The sequence below is a fragment of the Melioribacteraceae bacterium 4301-Me genome (genome assembly GCA_041538185.1).
Taxonomy (GTDB): Bacteria; Bacteroidota; Ignavibacteria; order Ignavibacteriales; family Melioribacteraceae; genus Pyranulibacter; species Pyranulibacter aquaticus.
The window spans coordinates 145,306-158,735 of sequence record JBGORM010000001.1 but is presented as its reverse complement, the minus strand read 5'-3'; the positions used below and the strand labels follow the sequence as shown (position 1 = coordinate 158,735).

The 13,430-nt window shown below is 34.4% G+C and carries 14 protein-coding genes; all 14 read right to left on the bottom strand.

Annotated features, from left to right (window positions below; all coding sequences use genetic code 11):
• Positions 1 to 119 precede the first annotated feature (119 nt).
• Positions 120 to 3,281, bottom strand: coding sequence for an efflux RND transporter permease subunit (locus tag ABRY23_00835; GenBank protein MFA3781590.1), 3,162 nt, complete (start codon positions 3,279 to 3,281; stop codon positions 120 to 122).
• A gap of 42 nt (positions 3,282 to 3,323) precedes the next feature.
• The gene (gene tnpA, locus ABRY23_00830; protein ID MFA3781589.1) at positions 3,324 to 3,797 is read right to left on the bottom strand and encodes an IS200/IS605 family transposase; all 474 of its coding nucleotides are present in this window, start codon (positions 3,795 to 3,797) and stop codon (positions 3,324 to 3,326) included.
• Positions 3,798 to 4,182: 385 nt separating this feature from the next.
• Complete coding sequence (locus ABRY23_00825; GenBank protein MFA3781588.1) at positions 4,183 to 5,220, bottom strand: efflux RND transporter periplasmic adaptor subunit; 1,038 nt, start codon at positions 5,218 to 5,220, stop codon at positions 4,183 to 4,185.
• A 182-nt stretch (positions 5,221 to 5,402) separates the two neighbouring features.
• Positions 5,403 to 6,707, bottom strand: a complete 1,305-nt coding sequence (locus ABRY23_00820) for a TolC family protein (GenBank protein MFA3781587.1) — start codon at positions 6,705 to 6,707, stop codon at positions 5,403 to 5,405.
• 20 nt (positions 6,708 to 6,727) lie between these two features.
• Positions 6,728 to 7,954, bottom strand: coding sequence for a chromate efflux transporter (gene chrA, locus ABRY23_00815; GenBank protein MFA3781586.1), 1,227 nt, complete (start codon positions 7,952 to 7,954; stop codon positions 6,728 to 6,730).
• 8 nt (positions 7,955 to 7,962) lie between these two features.
• Positions 7,963 to 8,718, bottom strand: a complete 756-nt coding sequence (locus ABRY23_00810) for a DUF169 domain-containing protein (protein MFA3781585.1) — start codon at positions 8,716 to 8,718, stop codon at positions 7,963 to 7,965.
• Positions 8,719 to 8,762: 44 nt separating this feature from the next.
• Entirely contained in the window at positions 8,763 to 9,566 is an 804-nt protein-coding gene (locus tag ABRY23_00805) for a pyrroline-5-carboxylate reductase family protein (protein ID MFA3781584.1), read from the bottom strand.
• 35 nt (positions 9,567 to 9,601) lie between these two features.
• Positions 9,602 to 9,886 (bottom strand): ATP-binding protein, encoded by a 285-nt coding sequence (locus ABRY23_00800; GenBank protein MFA3781583.1) that lies wholly within the window; start codon positions 9,884 to 9,886, stop codon positions 9,602 to 9,604.
• Between the two features lies 1 nt (position 9,887).
• Complete coding sequence (locus ABRY23_00795) at positions 9,888 to 10,268, bottom strand: hypothetical protein (protein ID MFA3781582.1); 381 nt, start codon at positions 10,266 to 10,268, stop codon at positions 9,888 to 9,890.
• A 90-nt stretch (positions 10,269 to 10,358) separates the two neighbouring features.
• On the bottom strand, positions 10,359 to 10,661 hold the full coding sequence (locus tag ABRY23_00790; protein ID MFA3781581.1) for an ArsR/SmtB family transcription factor: 303 nt from the start codon (positions 10,659 to 10,661) through the stop codon (positions 10,359 to 10,361).
• An 88-nt stretch (positions 10,662 to 10,749) separates the two neighbouring features.
• Positions 10,750 to 11,148: a CoA-binding protein gene (locus tag ABRY23_00785; protein ID MFA3781580.1), complete on the bottom strand. Its 399-nt coding sequence runs from the start codon at positions 11,146 to 11,148 to the stop codon at positions 10,750 to 10,752.
• Between the two features lie 2 nt (positions 11,149 to 11,150).
• A complete protein-coding gene (locus ABRY23_00780) occupies positions 11,151 to 11,459 on the bottom strand; it encodes a hypothetical protein (GenBank protein ID MFA3781579.1) in 309 nt (102 codons plus the stop codon).
• Between the two features lie 50 nt (positions 11,460 to 11,509).
• The gene (locus tag ABRY23_00775) at positions 11,510 to 12,388 is read right to left on the bottom strand and encodes a universal stress protein (GenBank protein MFA3781578.1); all 879 of its coding nucleotides are present in this window, start codon (positions 12,386 to 12,388) and stop codon (positions 11,510 to 11,512) included.
• A gap of 24 nt (positions 12,389 to 12,412) precedes the next feature.
• Positions 12,413 to 13,420, bottom strand: a complete 1,008-nt coding sequence (locus ABRY23_00770) for an arsenic resistance protein (protein ID MFA3781577.1) — start codon at positions 13,418 to 13,420, stop codon at positions 12,413 to 12,415.
• Positions 13,421 to 13,430 lie beyond the last annotated feature (10 nt).

The window sequence follows — 13,430 nt, the reverse complement described above, 5'->3', positions numbered from 1 at the left end:
TTGCTTCGGTCGTTCCTCCCTCGCAATGACATTGCTGTCAAAGTCATTGCGAGCGAAGTGAAGCAATCCCTTGAATTGTTTTGAATTGCTTCGTCCTGACAAGTCGCGACTCGCAATGACTATTCACGAATCACCACGCTTTTAGCAACGGCCTTTTTTTCTTTTCTCTTTTCAAAAATGTAATAAAGCGACGGCAAAAAGAGAAATACAAGTAATAATCCGAATACTAAACCACCAATAACAGCAATGGCCATTGGCTTTAATAATTCTGTTCCTTCGCCAATGCTTAAAGCAAGCGGAAGCAAACCGATAATGCCAACAATATCCGTCATCAAAATTGGTCGCAGTCGAACAACCGCCGCTTTTTGAATTGCCTCAATCAAACTCATTCCTTGTTCACGCAATTGATCAATAAACGTTATCAGAATTACGCCTTGATTGATTTCAATTCCCGCAAGAATGATAAAACCAATCATAACCGTAACGCCAATCGGTTGATTAGTTAAATAGAGAGCATACGAAACGCCAATCAGTGAAAGCGGGACACGAATAAGAATTATGAATGGCTTAATAAAATCTTCAAAGTTTATCACCAAAACTACGTATGCAAAAAACATTGCGATCAGAAGAATGATAATCATCGTGTTGAAATTCTCTCTCAGCATTTGCGATTGCCCACCAAAATTAATTTTATAACCAGCCGGTAAAGTAAATGTGCTCAACAATTTTTGAACATCTGCTGTTGCTTCGCCTACAGTTCTTCCTTGAACATTTGCTGTTGCTTTAATAACCCTGTTCTGGTCTTTTCTGTCAATTTCAAGTGGACCCGAACGCTGCTCAACTTTTGCAATTGTGTTTAATCTTATCTTGCTTCCGTTGTTTGGATAAACAGAAAGATTCTCAACATCGCTTATGCTTTTAATATCTGTTTCATCAACTACAATTCGTATTGGATAGTAATAACCTTTCTCTTTAAACTGCGTAGGGACGTTTCCGTCAATACTCGATTTAATTGTGTTAGCAACTTGATTTACACTTAATCCCTGATCAATTGCTTTTGTTCTATCTACAAATATTTGATATTCCGGTTTTGTAATATCTATTGAAACATCAATGCCGGTAAGCCCGTCAACTTGTTTTAGCAATCCGGAAACTCGTGTTGCATTTTCATAAATATTGCCAATTGGTTCGCTTCTTGGGGCAATTACTTCAACTTCAATATCAAACTCTCCGGTCTGTTTTATTCCTTTCAGCTTTGTGTGAAATACTTTCATCTTCAAACCTGGGAATTTTATATTTTGTTGTACCAGTGGAGTAAGCCATTCAACATATTCATCAGTAGTCATTGGTCGTTTTGATGGTTTAACAAGTTGAATGTTCACTTCTCCTTCGTTGGCAATTTCATAAGTTACAAGTCCCCAAATTTTACCGCCGGAAAGTGATGAGTATTTTTCAATGTATGGCTGATGTTTTACAAAGTTTTCTACTTGAGAAATTACTTTATGCGTTTCTTCCATCGAAGAACCGGTTGGCATTTTTAGTTTGATTGTGATTAAACCGTCGTCTGCTTTCGGGAGAAATTCAGAGCCGATTTTATTTAAGAAAATTAATCCGACAAAAAACAATCCAAGCGTCAAAAGCATTACAATCCAGCGGAACTTTAACACCCACCGTAAAATTGGTTTATATGGTTTGATGATTAATGCTATAATTCCATCGGCAAGTTTTGAAATAATTCCTTTTTTAATGTGAACCGGTTTACCTTCTTTAAAGAAAAGTGAAGTTAATGTTGGCGTTAATGTTAACGCAACGATCAATGATAATGTAATCGTAATTGCAACGGTGATAATCAACTCTCTAAATAAAAGGGAAACCAAACCCGGAACTAAAAGGAATGGAAGGAACAAAGCGATAAATGTTAGAGTTGCTGTAAGCACTGCACCGCTTACTTGCGTTGCGCCTTTTTGCACTGGATGAAGCTCTTCCGGTTCTTCTTCCTGAATACGGGTTATGTTTTCAAGAACAACAATACAATTATCAAGCAGAACTGTGATTGCAACAACCAAGCCGCCAAGCGTAAAAATGTTGATTGAAAAATTCAGTAGCTGCATAAAAAAGAAAGTGCCAAGCAAAGTTACCGGAAGTGTGAGAGAAACGATTAAAACTCTTTTCCAGCCCGTTAAAAAGAATGCTGTTACAATCACAACAAGCAAAGCCGCAATTAAAGCCGCATCTCGAACTCCCGCAACTGCAGCACGAATATAATCTGCCTGGTCATAAATAATATCAAGATTTATTGAAGGCGGAATGATTGTTTTTAACTCTTTAAGTTTTTTCGCTATTAAGTCTGATACCTCAACAGTATTCGCTCCGGTTTGTTTAAAGACAGAAAGTTTAACGCCTTCAACCTGATTCAATTTATTTTTTATTCGCTGAACTGCATAAGCATCTTTGACATCTGCAACATCTTTTAATAGAACTAACCCCTCATTCTTACCTTTTGAAATTATCAAGTTCCCAATTTCATCAACATTAGAAAACTCACCAACTGTTCTAACGATATAATCTCTTCTTGCAGATGTTACTCTTCCACCAAGAAGTTCAAGGTTTTCATCTTTCAATCTTTGTGCGACTTTATCAACAGATAATCCGTATCCTTGCAATTTTACCGGATCAATATGAACACGAATTTCTCTTTTAAGTCCACCTGTAATTTCTGTTCCCGCTGTTCCTTCAATCGAAGTGAATTGATCTTGAAGTTCATTTTCAACATAGGTTCTTAGTTTTGTCAAATCCATTTGATCGGAAGTGATAAGCAAATCCATTACCGGCAATTGCGAAGGATCGGCTTTGAAGACAAGTGGTTCTTCAGCATCTTTCGGCAAATTTTTTCGTACCTGCCCGAGTTTTGAAAGGACATCCTGATATGCAATATCACGATCAGCATTGTACGTGAAATTTACCTGAAGTGCATATAAACCTTCCGTGCATTGACTCTCCATATAATCAAGGTTATCGACCGTTGCAACTTTGCGTTCAATAACCGTTGCAATATTATCTTCAATTTCTTCTGGTGTAGCTCCTCGCCAGGTTACATAAACCTTAACCATAGGATAGGTTATATCCGGCAAAAGATTGGTTGCAAGTTGTGTATATCCGAGAATTCCAACCACAACAATCGCAATCATTAAAATGATAATTGTTGCCGGTCTTTTAATTGCGTGATAAGAAAGTCCACCTTGTGGAACTGATGATTTCTTCTGTTTTTCTTCTAAGCTCATATTTTATTGTCACTTAATATTATTTTAATTATTAGTTTTCATTTAATATTTTATATCATCAAACCAGTCGAACAAAAATGCATCCTGATACTCAACATTAAATGATGTTAATATTTTTTTGTATTCTTCTTTGAATGATAACTTTTTATGATGTTTTTCCTGATTGAGAATATATTTTATAACATTATCAATCTGTGAATGAGAATATGAAAAAGCGCCATATCCTTCTTGCCAATGGAATTTTCCTTTGAGCCATTTTTTATCGTTTATAAAATCACCTGAGGCTAACTTGATATCCTTAACCAATTCAGAGATTGCATTCTTTGGGTTCAACCCCAGAAAAATATGGCAATGATCTGGCATTGTATTTATTGCAAGCAGTTTATTCCCTTTGCTCTGAATAATTCCGGTAATGTATTTCATTAGTTCATCTTTAAATGTAGAAAGAATTAACCTGTCTCTATGTTTTACAGCAAATACCAGATGGATATACAATTGCGTATATGTGTTTGCCATATTTTTACCTTTTTGTTAAAAGAATAAAAATTATTAATCAATCCTTTTTATTGAACTCCTAAAGGAGTTCGGTTTTCTAAATCATTTTTTTCTACTACAATTATTTGATTCCTAACGGAATCATTTGCTACGTTCATTGCTTTTCTCTACAATTATTTAATTCCTTCGAAATTATTTTTGGTTGTTGACCTCTTTTTCTCTATCAATATTTTCTGCAATTATTTGATTCCTTCGCAATTAAATTTACTGATTTGCTATTACACCAATCGCAATTATTTAATTCGTTTTCAAAGAAAGCTCCGTAGGAGCGTTATATTTATAGATATATTCAATCCCAAAACACCAGCACTCCGTAGGAGTGCAATATTAATGCGACAAAACATTTCTACTTGTTTTCCTTTTTCATCTTACCTGCTGGTTTTTGAACCATTACTTTAATCCCATCTTTCAAAAGCTCCTGTCCCATTACAACAACTTTCTCTCCTTCATTTAAGCCGGAGACAATTTCTGTAATTTTTTCATTTGATATTCCGGTAGAAACAATTTTTTGATGCGCAACGGTATCTTTAACAACATAAACTAACTTTTCGCCTTTTTGATTAACAATGAAAACATCATTCGGAACGGTTAACGCTTTATCATTTTTATCAGTTACAAGCTCAAGTTCAGCCATCATTCCCGGCGTGATTTCTTTTGTGCTGTTGATTAGTTTTAGTTCAACGGGAAAATTTCTTGTCACGGGATCAATTTGCTGATACTTTAATGTTACAACTGCATAAAAATCCTTTTCGGGGAATGCATTGAATTTTACTTTTAACTTGTTGCCAATTTTAATTTTAGAAAACAAATCTTCCGATACGGATGTTTTAATAATCAGCGAATTAAAATCGACAATTGTAAAAAGATTTTGCTTTGCAGTTACTGCGCTTCCGGCTTCGATAAATTTTTGTGTAACCGTTCCGCTTAAAGGAGAGATTACCGGAATACCGAGAAATAATTTATCGGCATATTCTAATTCCTTTTTCGCCTGCTCAAGCTGTGAATTCAATTGAGAATATTCAGTGCTGTTTGTTGAAGTTTTTTCAAGCTTTGTTTTCAATTCTTCAATCTTATTTTTGGCTTGAGAAACAAGTGAAGTACGTTCCTGAGAAGCAATCACAGCCAGCACTTTTTCTTTCTTTACAAATTGATTTTCCTGAACATTAAGCTGTTCGATAAATCCATCAGAAGGAGCTACAACGGTTGTCATCACTTTCGCTTCGACAGTACCGGGAAGCTTAATTGATTTTGAAATTGGCGTATACTTTAACTCCTCAACTTTAACAAGCGGGGCTTTGGGTTTTGGCTTTTCAGTTTTTTCTTCTTTGGAACAGCCAATAAACAAAATCATTAAAGATATGGTTGATATTAATATTTTTTTCATAAATGATTCCTTTATTTAATTTCTTTCTCATATTCGTCATTGCGAACGAGTTTTCGAGTAAAGCAATCTGTTTTCTTGATGTGATTGCTTCGGTCGTTCCTCACTCGCAATGTCAATTCTTTTTTGTCATTGCAAGCGAAGCAATCTCTTCAATTTTATGAGATTGTTTCGGGATGACACAACTATTTAAAAGGTATTTCATCACTTCCAATGTTGTAGTTAAGTTCTGCTATTGTTGATAGATAATCTATTACAATCTGATTCAAATTAAGTTTTGCAGTCGTTAAAACTGTTTCAGCATCAAGCACATCGAGACTGCTGCCTTTACCTATGTTGTACTTCAAATTAGCAGTAGTTAAACTTTCCTCAGCGAGTTTTACAATTTTTTGTGTGCCGCTTAATCTGTTTTTAATATCCTCCAGTTTAACGAGATTATTTTTTACGTTTGTTTCAAGCTGTTGGAGAATTGCTTTCTCATTCTCCTGCAGCGCATCAATTCTGATTTTTGATTGCTCAATCTTTTCTTGAAAATTAGACCCCTTAAAAAATGGGAGCGAGTATGAAACTGTTACACCAACATTCCAATTGAAATGGTCCATTGGAATTTTACTATCCTCAACGTTTGTAATTCCAAAAGCATAAAAGTTCGGATAATATTCTTTGTTGAATAATTCAACTTCTTTGCTTCTTAATTCTTTTTGGGTTCGGATATTTTCAAGGTCGGGATGTTTTGCAATCAAAATATTATTAAGTTCATCGATGCTGAAACTTTTACTCGAATACTCTTTCCACAATTCATCAATGTTATCAACAACATCGAAGGATTCACCAAGAACATTACCGCAGATTACATTTATGTTATTTTTTTGTACTTCAAGTTGATTCTTTGCTTTTGCAAGTTCATCGAGCGCAACTTCAATTTGAACTTGTGCTTTAATTACATCAAGGTTAGAAACTTTGCCAATGCTGTAAAGGGCTTCAGCATTTTTAAGATGGTCTTTTAATTGATTGATAGCTTCTTCCTGAATTTGGACTGTTCGCTTTGCCTTCAATAATTCCAAATAACTTTTTGTAATCGAATAAGAAAACGCTTGACGTAATTTTCTCGTAAAGTTTCTATCCACATCAGTAGACTTATCTGCATATTCTTTCTGAAGCGAATTTTTATTCCAATCATAAATTAGCTGATTCACTCTAAACGCAGCGTAAAGATCGTTTAATGAATTGCCAAGATATTTTTGTTTATTGGGCATTACCCAATCCCAGCGTGAAATATTCAAATCAAAAAAGATTTGCGGAAGGTAATCTTTATCCAAATAATCAATTTGCTTTAATCCTGCTTGGATAGTTTTCTCATTCGCCTTTAACTGCGGATTATTTTGGAAAGCAATATTAACAAGTTCATTCAAATTATATTGCTTTGTCTGCGAAAAAGCTGAACCGCCCAGTATTAAAGTTATTATTAAAAAATAAATAACTTTTTTCATTTTAATGATTCCATAAAAATTCATAAAATAATTAATGAAACAACTATTGTAGAAAGTATTATCCATAACGGATCTATCTTAAATTTTATAAGTGCAATTGCCGATAAAACAAAAACCAACCACGTCTGCCAGTTATTTAATGAAACTACTCCCAAACTGATTGTTATGTAAATAAGAAGTCCGATAAATCCTGCAAGAATTCCTTTAACAAACACTTTAACCGTGGGCAGTTTTGTAATTTTTCCGTGCAGTTCGTATAAAAGAATTATAAGTATGATTGATGGTGAAAATATTGCAACCGTTGTGATTGTTGCGCCAATAATACCGGCAACCTTAAAACCGATAAACGCCGCAGTGATCAAAATTGGACCGGGCGTTATTTGTCCCATAGCTATTCCGTCGCTAAATTCTTTTAAGGTTAGCCAATGATGAATATCTATTGTTTCGTGCTGCATCAATGGCAATGAACTGTAGCCGCCAAAGGAAAACAACCCAATCTTGAAAAAAGAAACAAAGATTTCGCCAAGCTGCGGAAACAATAATAAAATCGAAATTGCAGCCACTATAATTGTTGTTAATAAACCATACTTCACTAAACTAACATATAAAGTTGAAGTAGATTTATTCACCTTAAGTGCAGTCTGTTTATGTTCTTCAACACCTTCAAATTCTCCGGTGAAATAATAGAATAAAAAACCTAATACGCCTGCTGCAATTACTAAATAGATCATTCCAATCTTTAGCCAGAATGCAGATGCAAACACAAATGCGGCAATCAGAAAACCTTTATAATACTTAAACGTGAGTTTGGGAAAGACAGATTTCCCCACAGTAAAAACCGCATTGATTAGAAGCGCGACAACCATAGCGCCGAGTCCGGCAAAAACTTTAACAACATATGGTATGCCGGCGAAATGGAAATATCCGTATGATAACATTACAATTGCAAAGAAAGTTGGTAGAATAAAAAAGAACGGCACAATCAACGCGCCGATAATTTTGTTTATTCTGTAACCCATGTAAGCCATCAATGTAACGAATGTGGCGCCTGGCAGAATTTGCGAAAAACCCAAAGCGTCTAAGAAATCTTTCTCGCTAATCCACTTTTTTTCTTCAACAAATTTTCTTTTCAGTTGAGCTGTCATTGCAAGCCCGCCGTAAGCGGTTGCGCCAACGTATAAGCTTGCTTTTATTAAATCCGCTAATGAAGGTTTTATTATTTCGTTATCTATTATTACCGTTTCCATAAGAAATCTTACCTCACTTGATGATGAATATTTTGTTTTTCCTCTACTCTTTTTGAGAAAGCTTGATACACTTGCTTTGCGCGTGATCTGTCAATCGCTTTTGATTTCAGATATTTTAAGTTTTCCGCTGTCATATCAAGTTTGGCAAATGGGATACCGAGAATTGCCTCGCTTGGTTTTGCATCAGTAGCATCTCGGCAGCCGTAACATCCGAAACTCATATTTATTTTTTGAGACTTGTAAGGAAGCACAACAGAATCCACACAAACCGCCTGCAAAATGCTTGTGCTCATATTTAATCTTCCGCCTTCTTCATTTAAATATGCAAGAGCAATCCACATCAGTTTTTCAACTTCATCTTCAATTACAATCACATCCGGGTTTTCGTCCCAATCTTTTAAGGGTTTTGCGGCAACAGCTTCATAAATCCCCATTTCGAGGCGAGGCATTTCATTCATAACTTTGATTGCTGATTCTTTATCTCTGAATATTCCGTATCCTTGAAGCATGGTCCCGTCTTGCAAATTTTTGGGCAACGGCTTGAATCCTAAAGCCGCTGCAGCGGCGGGACAAGAAATTTCATCTTTAGTAAGAATTAGATTTTCTCCATTGCGTGCTCGCATTACTAACTGGCAGAGTCTGTGGTCTTCTGCAATTTTATAACCATTAGTTGGAATAGTTTTGTAAAATTTTAAGCCAACTGGTAGGCTTGTAAGTCCAACTGATTCTACTAATATTTTATTTATTTCGTTAAAGGTTTTCATAGGTCTTTCCTATAAATCTTTTTTGCATCAAAATGGATAACATTTTATTCCGTCAATTTCTTCTCGCTTGCTTCTATTTTTTCATAAGCTTTGTTAACGGCTTCATAAAAAATGTTTTTAACTTTTTCTTCATCAATTGTTCTTGTTGCAATCATCAATTTTAGTTCTTCCGGATCTTTCAAAGTATTTAAAATTAATTCTGCTGTACCCTGCATTGTTTTAGCAACAAGTTTATAACCAAGTTCTTTATCTAATCCTTTGGCTTTTGCAAAATCGAGTAATGATTTCACTGCCGGGAACCAGTATGTCGGTCCAACGGCTGTTATTGCAGTTGCAATGTTCATTTTACTTTCATCTACTAAAATAGCATCACCAAAAATCTCAAGTAGTTTTTTTACATCTTCAGATTGTTCTTTGGTTGTAAATTTTCCGATACAATATGGATTCACACCTTTTCCAATTTGTGATGGTATATTCGGAATTACTCTAACGATTCCTATTTCTTTACATAGAACGCTATCAATCAACCAGATGGGAATAGCAGCAGCAAGTGAAATCAATATTTGATCTTTACGCAGGTCTTTACAATTTTCTGATAAAACTACTTTTACCTGCGAAGGCGGCACAGCAAGAAATACAAAATCGCCAAAAGCGGCGGATTCGCTGTTATTGTTTGTTACCTGGACGCAATAACTTTCTTTTAAATAATCGAGTCGCTCTGGCTTAACATCTGAAACCATAATGTTATTTTGAAAAACAAATCCACTTTCAATTAAACGCTTAATGAAAACCTCAGCAATTATTCCGCCGCCAATGAATGATATTTTTCTTTCTTCTATGTTTTTCATTTTAAAACCTACTTCATTACATATTAAAAAAATATTTAAACTGTAGTCTTATATTTGTCACGTAGCTCGTGTAATTTTTTAACTAATTCTTCTTTGCTTGGAAAAGACAAAGCGCCGGTCTCACATTCATTAGCGCATGCTGAACAGCCAACCACACAATTATAAGGGTTAGCCACTTCCATATGAAGTTCACCCTGCGCGAATACATTATTGCTGCAAAAATCCAGACAGGAACCACAACTATTACATAAATCAGCATTTATAGTTGGGTACCAAGGAATTTCTTCACGAGGAATTCCCATATAATCTCTGCCAGCCATTTTAAACCTCCTCTAAAGCTTTTTTAATGTCGTTAAATGCAGTTTCCGTATTCTTAAATGATATTGAAACAGGTTTCCAATTGTTGTCCATTTTAACGCCGGCTTTTTCGAAACCGTCGCGCAAAAGTTTTTTCTGTTTTTCCTCTTTGCATGCAGGCGTAACATAAAGCACATTATCTTTCAGCAAATCCGCTAAAAGATTCTCGCCGTTTTCTTCGCATAATCTTGGATGCAAAAGCATGTAGTCATGCGGCAATTCTAAACGAATTCTTTCGGATAATTCACCGAAATTTATGTCTTTCATACTTGGGCAAGCGAAACTGCATGTGCACATTAAGATTGCCTTTTTAACATGTTGCGTAGATTTTGCTTCGTTGTTCATACTTAATCCTCCATAATTTTTTTGTGAGAATTATTTTAATTTAATATTATGAATATATGAGCATATACTCATATATTTACTTAAAAAAATTTATGTCTTTATAAAATCATTAATTTTTTCTTTTTTATTAACTATTTGTTCTGCAAGATTTAGGATATCAAAAATCCTCTCATCAGCAATTTTGTAATTCATTCTAACACCATCCTTCCATGCAATTAGGACACCTGCTTTGACCAGAGTACTTAAATGTCTGGATAAATTCGACTGTTCTAATCCAAGTATAGGCAGAATTTCACATCCGCAAAGAACACCTTCTTGCTTAAGAGCTTTTAAAATTCTTATCCTATTAGGATGTGAGATTGCCGAAAGTATTTCTGACATCTTGTTTTCCATTTTAATTCTCCTTTTAACAATCCAAATATATGCCATAAGTTGCATATTATCAAAGGTCAAAATCCTGTATTTTTTTGCTTATTCATTATCAACTTTGAGAAAATATCCTTCTCAAAATTCCAATTGGACAAACATTACAAACATAATCGAGCTTTAATTCTTCCGCTTTTTTAATGGAATTATCATCATAACAATTTGGAGGAAACCATATTTTATCGACACCAATTTCTTTTACATCTGAAATTACATTAAGAGTGTTTTTAGGAGCTAAAGCAGTTAAAACAACATCAGGTCTTTCCGGTAATTCTTTTAATGAAGGATAACATTTAATTCCTTCAATCTCATCATACTTCGGGTTAATGGGAAATATTTTGAAACCATAATCTTGAAACACACAAACAAGCTCGTAACCGTATTTCATCATTTCATTTGAAGCACCAACAATCGCAAATGATTTTTTTTCTTTAAGAATTTCTTCAGGTATCATTCTTATTTTTCCACTAATTTTTCAATTTCCAGTCTTAAATTTCTCTCAGATAATTTTCCACCGGATTGAATTATTTTTCCATTAAGCGTTACTAACGGAGTTTGGAGTTTTTCGTTTTGAATTTCTTCCATAATTTTTTTGTAAGAAAAGGATTCGGGCGAAAAGATTTCTATCAATTTTATTTCAAAAACATTTCCCAAACGTTCTTTTAATTTTTTAGAAATCAAATCAACCGCATACTGCCAGGTTTTTTCGTAGCTGCAAGCGCCAACGGGCATAACAAATATTTTTATGTCGAATTTTTTATTCATTATTTTTAATAGATTCCCGATTTTGCGGGAATGACAACTCTTTTAGTGTTTTATCTTAAAGCTGGAACCAAGAGCACTGAGATATTTGCATTACGTACAACATTATGACTAACACTTCCTACAAATATTTCTTCAACAAATCCACGACCCTGACTTCCCATAACTATAAGTGAGTAATCTTTTTTTGCCTCTTCTAAAATTTCCTTTGTTGGAATGCCATAAGGAATTTTGATTTGAACATCTTCAGCACCTTTTTCCATCAAAACTTTTTTATACATTTTAAGTCTTTCAGTGTCAATTCTGTTAAACTCTTCTAATTTGTCTTTAAGATGTCTGTCAATTTTTGTTTTATCCTGAACATGAAAGAGCGTAATTTTTTTTGCACCACTTTCTACTAATTTTTCAAGATAGGTTAATGCTCTGAAAGAAGTATCAGAAAAATCTGTAGGATATAAAATTCTTTTTCTGAAATCCATACAAGAAGCTTCAACACACTTTTCACCTTTTTCGTCCTCAGTAACAAATGTTCTTACAACAAGAAGAGGTTTTTTGTGACTGTGCAAAACCTCAGAGGTAACTCCGCCTATTCTAAATAAAATATGTTGCGCTGCTGATTCACCATGAGTTCCAATTACAATTAAAGAAATATTATGTGTTTCAGCATATTTATTTATTTCTTCAGATGGAATTCCCGGAGCTATTTCCAGTTTTACATTTAATCCCTGATCTTCCAACATTTTCTTTTGACGAAGCAATGCCGGCTCAGCCAAATCTTTTAATACATATTTTAAAGATTCGATATGCCTTACGCCAAGAGCGTAGAATAAAATTACTTCTTCTGCCCCAAGATTTTTCAACCCACTTCCACAAGTTAGAACAGCATCCGATGCTTTGGAAATATCTGTGGCAAATAATATTTTCTTAAACATTTTTATTCTCCTTAAATAATTACATTATTTCATATCAGTCGAAGGTATTGCCTCTCTATTATTTTCCAAAAATTTTCTGAATTGCATTATAATTTTTGCGATAACCAAAAGTAATGGCAGTTCAACTATTGGTCCCAGAATAATTGCCATATAAACCAATGGATGACCCGGGAAAGCAGCAACTGCCACACCAATTACTGCCTCCGAGTTACGCGCAGTTGTTGTAAATGCCATTGTTACTGTATCGGCGTAACCGAGCCTGAATGCTTTCCCAATAAAAACGGCAAGCAAGAAAAGCACAAAGAAAAAGATTATTAGAAAAATTATGAGTATACCTACTTTATTTATTTCAGAAAGCGCGAGTGATTTTTGTGATATGAACATACTTAGAATAACTATTACTAAAGCCCAGAGTTTAACTTCACTTAAAGCAGATTTAAAGTTGCCAAAGAAATAATCTCTACCTTTTTTCTTTATTATGTATTTTTGAATTATGTAGCCCAAAACAAAAGGAGCAACAAGAAATAATACGACACTTCTAATCAACGCAGAAAAATCTACGGGTATAACTTTGCCAATAAGAAAATAAAGATACAAAGGCATTAAAATAATTTGGAGTGTTATATTCCACGGCAATAGAGAAATGCCCCAGGCAACATCACCTTTAGCAATATCGGTAAATATGAGATACCAGCCAATACAAGGTGTAAGAGTATACAGAATAGCTCCAACCCAAAAGTCTGGGTAGTTTTTCAAAATAAGCCAACCCATTGACCACGAAAAGAGTGGAATAATAATGAAATTTACAATGATGGCAAGTATTGTTGGTTTAATCTTTTTGAATGCACTGCCAACATCTTTTATCTCAACCGGTAGCATTACTGCAAGTATAACAAAGAATACCCCTATTTCAACTATGTAGGTCATCCAGGGGAAATCACTATTTAAAATATTTTGGATAATAATTCCAAGCACCGCAGCGCCGATTAAAATAAAGGGTTTTTCTTTATCTTTTGTTGATAACCGTGCCATATTAATTGCT